This window comes from Selenomonadales bacterium (genome assembly GCA_017442105.1).
Taxonomy (GTDB): Bacteria; Bacillota; Negativicutes; order RGIG982; family RGIG982; genus RGIG982.
Genome location: JAFSAX010000060.1, coordinates 1 through 5678, shown reverse-complemented (window position 1 = coordinate 5678; position 5678 = coordinate 1). Strand labels below are relative to the sequence as shown.

Below are 5678 nucleotides of genomic sequence, written 5' to 3'. Positions count from 1 at the left end.
TAGAGCAGTACCTTCGTCCCCTTCGGCACTTGGCTTGCCATCGACGGTACTTGCGCCGTGATGATGCCCTCACCGATACATTCTGCTGTAAGCTCAGCCTCCGCAAGCAGGCGCATGCCATCATTCATCTCTCGCCCGACCACATCGGGCACATCGACAAGCGATACAACCTCCTCTTTCTCGCTCACTTCCGTCCGTGCAATTTTATAATAATCAACGGCATCTTTCATCAGCGCAGGAAAAACCGGTGCGGCGATCTGACCGCCGTAGTACATACCTGTCGGTTCATCTATCACGACGAGCATTGCAAGCTCGGGCGCATCGGCAGGCAAAAATCCGACAAACGAAGCAATATATTTTCCCTGCATATAACCGCCTGCACCGACCTTCTGTGCAGTCCCCGTCTTACCGCCGACACGATACCCTTCCAGCGCGCCGTTCTTGCCGGTACCGTTCGCCACAACGCCTTCTAACAACTCTCTGACAACAGCCGACACCTCCTCACGGATAACGCGGCGGCCTTCACCCGATGCGAACGATTTCACTACACCACCGCTTGCATCGCGCACTTCTCTGACGATGCGCGGTTCATGCCAAATACCACCGTTTATCGCCGCCGACACCGCCGACAATAGTTGTATCGGCGTTACGGCAATGCTCTGCCCCATCGCCATCGTTGCCAGATTGATCGGCACCGCCTTCGCTTCTGGGATCATAATACCTGTGGCTTCCCCCGGGAGCGATATTCCCGTCGCACATCCCAGGCCGAACGACCTCAAATACGGATAGAATCGCTCCGCACCAAGTCGAAGCCCCACACCGACAAAACCGACATTACAAGACCCTTCTACCACCTCGCGGAACGAAACACTCCCGTGTCCGCCATGTTTCCAACAATGTATCCGCCTACCTTGAACCTCGATATCACCGCCGTCAAAAAAACGATCATCGACCGTTACGACACCTTCATTCAGCGCGGCGGCCGTCGTCAACACCTTGAACGTCGATCCCGGTTCATACGTGTTCGTCACACCGATATTACGCCACGAAGAAGCAGGATATTCCCCGAACTGATTCGGGTCATATGTCGGGCGATTCGCCATCGCCAAGACCTCTCCCGACCGCGGATCCATCAAAAGAATAGACCCGCCCTTCGCACCCGTTTCCTCCACCACACGCGCAAGCTCTCGCTCGGCAAGCTGCTGCAAGACCAGATCAAGCGTCAAATACACATCCTGCCCCACAGTAGGCTTTTCGTAGCGATACGGTGCATACGGTATCTCCTTACCGCTCGCATCGTACTCCGCCACAACACCACCGCCCGTTCCCAAGAGATAGCGATTCATCGTCAGCTCTATCCCGTCAAGCCCTTGATTGTCTGCACCGACAAATCCGAGAATATGCGCACCTACCTGCCCGTTCGGATACGTGCGCCGACTCTCCTCCGATACATCTACCCCCGCCAACCGAAGAGCGCGTACTGCATCAGCCGTTTCTGTATCGACACGCCTGGCAAGCCATACGAACGACTGCCTGCGCGCGAGCTTCTTTGCGATCTTCTCCGCGTCCAAATTCAAAACAGCCGCCAATGCGGCTGCCGACTCTGTTATATTCTCCACTTCTGCCGGGATCGCATAGACCGAAAGCGCACTGACACTTTCCGCCAATATCTTGCCATTCCGATCATAGATCGTACCACGCTTCGCCTCTACGGGAATCAAACGGATACGCTGATCCTCTGCCCGCTCCGTCAGCCACTCGTTTTGGTATCCTTGCAAATATACGAGCCTTAGACCAAGTCCCGATAAAAGCATTGTGAACAAAACAAAAAACAAGGCAACTCGTTTCCGAATAACAACATGAGCAGTCGATGCCAATCGCATCCCTCCAATGTCCGGATTCGCGTACCTTGTTTCTTATGAAATGATATTCTTAATAAAATTCTCCATTTTGACGACAATGTTGTTCGTCGCAGTCTGTTTTGGCAACTGAACTTGCGGTGTCGGTGCCGCTACCGTTCTCGTCGTCGGACGATAATCCACCTTCGGCACAGACATCTTCAACTCATCTTTTGCGATCGCTTGAATGCGTTCCGGTGATTTTAACCGAGCCAGATCCAACTGAAGATGTTCATTCTCCTTCACGAGCTTCGCCAACGTTTCTTTATCTGTTCTGAGTGCCTTCGTCGCATCATAGCTTTGAGCACTCATACACATCGTCAGCGTACTTGCTACAACGACCAGAGCAAGTATCCCTGCGACACTGCGAAGAAGACGATTCGGCTTCGTCTTGCGCACGATCTTCGTACGCACAGAAGGTGCAGACTGCTTCTTATGCGCATACTCTTCATACGGCTCTTCAATTACGACTCGTTCTTTTACTAACAAAGCTATGCAACCCCCTTTCTCAATATTCTCTCCTCAATATCATAACTTCTCCGCGATCCTCAGCTTTGCACTGCGCGCACGCGGATTATATTCGAGTTCCTCTGCCGACGGCGCGATCGCCTTCCCTACCGTCTTGATCTTCGCACGATGCGAGCACGTGCAGATCGGAAGCGATGGCGGACAGATACAATTTTTCGCCAACTGCTGGAACGTCTTCTTCGTGATACGGTCTTCCAACGAATGGAACGTAATAACGCAGATACGACCGCCCGGATTCAGGTGATCGACCGCACTGCAGAACGTATCCTCCAAGATACCCAATTCATTGTTGACCTCGATACGGATCGCCTGAAACGTTCGTTTGGCAGGATGCGGACCATCCTTGCGTGCACCTGCAGGCACCGCTTTTTTGATAACGCTGACAAGCTCGAACGTCGTTTCGATCGGCTTCATCTGGCGCTCCTTTACGATAAACTGCGCAATACGTTTCGACCAACGCTCTTCGCCGTACGACGAAATAATATCATGTAATTCGCCTTCGGAATACGTATTGACCACATCATACGCCGAAAACTTCTGTTCGGGATTCATACGCATATCGAGCGGCGCGTCCTGCATATAAGAGAAACCACGCTCCGCAATATCGAGTTGATGCGAAGATACCCCCAGATCAAACAAAAACCCGTCTACTTTATCAACACCAAGATTCGCCAAGATCGCAGGCAATTCATAAAAATTGCTGTGTACGATATCGACATGGCACGGCGCATCAGCCAAACGCTCTTTCGCCGTTCGGATCGCCGCCTCGTCTTGGTCTATCCCAATAAAACGTGCATTCTCATTAAGTTGCGCGATGACCGCACGTGCGTGACCACTGCCACCCAACGTACAATCGACATATATCCCGTCGGCTTTCGTTACCAATCCGCGAACCGACTCGTCACGCAATACACTAATATGATGAAACTCCATGCAGAAAGCCACCTCAAACTCTTTTTTAGCAGACTTCTGCTGCTTCAATATTTTTACGTTTTCTAGTGAAAAAAATAAAAATCCTTCCTCGTAAAGCAAAAAAGTTTGCTTTTTTCTTTTTTATTTATGTTTTTGTGACTAAAGTCCTATTATTCATGCATGACATATCATATGCTACGAATCATCTTATCATAAAAAAATTGCCATCTGAGTAAAATACCTTACATTTCAGATGAAAAATCAACATGATCTGTGGTATAATAAAAAATAGCTTATACAAGGGAGGTACTGCAATATGAAATTGACAAAAGACATGGGCATCATGGAAGTTGTTCAGCGTTACCCGCAGACGGTTGAAGTTTTCGTTAGCTTCGGTATGGGTTGCCTCGGCTGTGCAGCTGCTCGTTTCGAAAATATTGAACAGGGCGCAGGCGCACACGGCATCGATATCGATCGTTTGATGGAAGCATTGAACCAAGCTATCGGCGAATAATACTCACTTGAAAGCAACCTGCTTTCGAATGAATATTGCAAACAAAGGGTATGCACAAATGTGCATACCCTTTTTGTATTTTCTCTAATAGCGCCAATACATGAAAAGACTGCAGCGCAAGCGTTGCAGTCTTTTTGTTCTTACAGCGTTTTAAGGAGTGCCTGTACTTCTTCAAGATACGTTTCTTTTGTGAAGTAGTACGTTTCACCCGTTTTTCTGACTTTGACTTCGATCTGGTTTTCCTGAACAGCTTTCGGGCCTACCGTGATCTTGAGCGGATATCCGATGAGGTCGGCATCTTTGAATTTAACGCCTGCACGCTCTTTACGATCGTCGAGAACACATTCTACTTTTGCCGCACCGAGTGCTTCGTAGAGTTCTTCGGCAAGTGCCATCTGTGCTTCGTCTTTCGCATTGATCGGCACGATAACAGCATGGTACGGAGCGATGGATGCCGCCCAGATGATACCGTTTTCGTCGTGGTTCTGTTCGATAGCAGCTGCCATCGTACGGCTGACACCGACACCGTAGCAACCCATTACCATCGGTTTTTCTTTGCCGTTTTCATCAAGGAATGTTGCTTTGAGAGCAGCACTGTATTTCGTATAGAGTTTGAATACCTGACCGACTTCGATACCGCGAGCCGCTTTGACAGGCGCGCCGCAATGCGGGCACGGGTCTCCTTCTTGGATAAGGCGAACGTCTGTTACGATGTCTGCTTCGTAGTCGCGGCCATAGTTGACATTCGTATAGTGATGGTCTGCTTGGTTGGCACCATAGACAGCATTGACCATATTTTTGACTGTTTCATCAACGATGACAGTTACATTGTCACGGTTAAGACCGATCGGACCCATGAAACCGCCGACACTGCCAAAGTCTGCGATCTGCGCTTCGCTTGCCATGTCGATCTGGATGCATTCCATTGCGTTCTGTACTTTTACTTCGTTGACTTCGTGGTCACCGCGTACAAATACGAGAACCGCACCTTTTTCCGTCGCGTAAGCAACAGCTTTGACTGTTTTGGTAATATCGATATCAAGGTACTCGGCAACGCTTGCGATCGTTTTCGTATCAGGCGTATGTACGAGCGTTACTTCGCCAAGTTCTTCCGCTTCTGCTTTGATCGGGAAGAGTTCAGCTTTTTCTTCGTTGGCAGCGAAGTTACATTCGTCGCAGTATACGACGCCTGCTTCACCCGAGTCAGCGAATACCATGAATTCGTGCGTGCCTTTACCGCCGATCGCACCACCGTCTGCTTCAACAGGACGGCATTTAAGACCGCAGCGACGGAAGATGTTTTCGTACGCTTCGTACATTTTCTGATAGCTGATATCAAGACCTGCTTCGTCTTTGTCGAACGAGTACAAGTCTTTCATGATGAATTCGCGACCACGCATCAAGCCGAAACGCGGGCGGCGTTCGTCGCGGTATTTGTTCTGAATCTGGTAGAGCATGAGCGGGAGCTGACGATACGAGCGCACCTCCGAGCGAACGAGCGACGTGATCATTTCTTCATGCGTCGGGCCCAAGCAGAACGGACGATCATGACGATCTCTCAAGCGGAACATTTCTTCGCCGTATACGTCCCAACGACCCGATTCCTGCCAAAGTTCTGCCGGCTGCATGATCGGCATAAGGAGTTCCTGACCGCCTTTGGCATCCATTTCTTCACGGACGATATTTTCTATTTTTTTAAGTACACGCCATGCAAGCGGTAAATACGTGTAAAGGCCACCTGCCGCTTTGCGGATCATACCTGCTCTGAGCATCAATTTATGGCTGATAACTTCTGCTTCTGCCGGTACTTCGCGAAGCGTAGGAGC

5 protein-coding genes are annotated in these 5678 nt (G+C 50.0%); 1 reads left to right on the top strand and 4 read right to left on the bottom strand.

Annotation, left to right across the window (positions count from 1 at the left end):
- The 3 genes from IJN28_02605 to rsmH all read right to left on the bottom strand — a co-directional run.
- Positions 1-1877, bottom strand: a 1877-nt coding sequence (locus tag IJN28_02605) for a stage V sporulation protein D (GenBank protein ID MBQ6712666.1), incomplete at its 3' end; no start/stop codon positions are given.
- Positions 1878-1916: 39 nt separating this feature from the next.
- On the bottom strand, positions 1917-2387 hold the full coding sequence (gene ftsL, locus IJN28_02600) for a cell division protein FtsL (protein ID MBQ6712665.1): 471 nt from the start codon (positions 2385-2387) through the stop codon (positions 1917-1919).
- Between the two features lie 39 nt (positions 2388-2426).
- Positions 2427-3359 carry a 16S rRNA (cytosine(1402)-N(4))-methyltransferase RsmH gene (rsmH, locus tag IJN28_02595; GenBank protein MBQ6712664.1) on the bottom strand — a complete coding sequence of 311 codons (933 nt, stop codon included), beginning with the start codon at positions 3357-3359 and terminating at the stop codon, positions 2427-2429.
- A 295-nt stretch (positions 3360-3654) separates the two neighbouring features.
- On the opposite strand from rsmH, the gene IJN28_02590 reads away from it, so the two are divergent.
- Positions 3655-3852: a DUF1858 domain-containing protein gene (locus IJN28_02590; protein MBQ6712663.1), complete on the top strand. Its 198-nt coding sequence runs from the start codon at positions 3655-3657 to the stop codon at positions 3850-3852.
- Between the two features lie 140 nt (positions 3853-3992).
- On the opposite strand, the gene IJN28_02585 is transcribed toward IJN28_02590, so the two are convergent.
- The coding region (locus tag IJN28_02585; GenBank protein MBQ6712662.1) for a proline--tRNA ligase at positions 3993-5678 on the bottom strand (1686 nt) is incomplete at its 5' end.